At 66.9% G+C, this 532-nt stretch carries 1 protein-coding gene; it reads left to right on the forward strand.

All coding sequences use genetic code 11. The features are described 5' to 3' along the window. On the forward strand, positions 1-532 hold a 532-nt coding region (locus C6558_RS40495; RefSeq protein WP_199197141.1), incomplete at both ends, for an ATP-binding cassette domain-containing protein.

Raw genomic sequence — 532 nt, forward strand, 5'->3', positions numbered from 1 at the left:
GTGCCCGGCGTGCCACGGGGCCCGCCTCAACCCCACGGTCCTGAACGTGCTCGTGGGCGGCCTGTCCATCGCGGACGCCACCCGCCTGCCCATGCGCGAGGCCATGGAGTTCTTCTCGGGGCTGCGGCTGACGGACCGGGAGCGGCAGATCGCGGACCAGGTGCTCAAGGAGATCCTGGCCCGGCTGGCGTTCCTGCTGGACGTCGGCCTCGAGTACCTCAACCTCGAGCGGCCGGCCGGCACCCTCTCCGGCGGCGAGGCCCAGCGCGTCAAGCTGGCGCGCGAGCTGTCCAAACGCGGTACCGGGCAAACGCTGTATATCCTTGATGAACCGACCACCGGTCTGCACTTTGCCGATATTCAGCAGCTGCTGGAGGTTCTGCACCAGCTGCGCGACCAGGGGAATACCATCGTGGTGATTGAGCACAACCTGGATGTCATCAAGACGGCTGACTGGATCGTTGACCTTGGGCCGGAAGGCGGAAGCGGCGGCGGAGAGATCCTCGTTTCCGGTACGCCGGAAACGGTCGCC

The organism is Ensifer sp. NM-2 (genome assembly GCF_003024455.1).
GTDB classification, from domain to species: domain Bacteria; phylum Pseudomonadota; class Alphaproteobacteria; order Rhizobiales; family Rhizobiaceae; genus Ensifer; species Ensifer canadensis.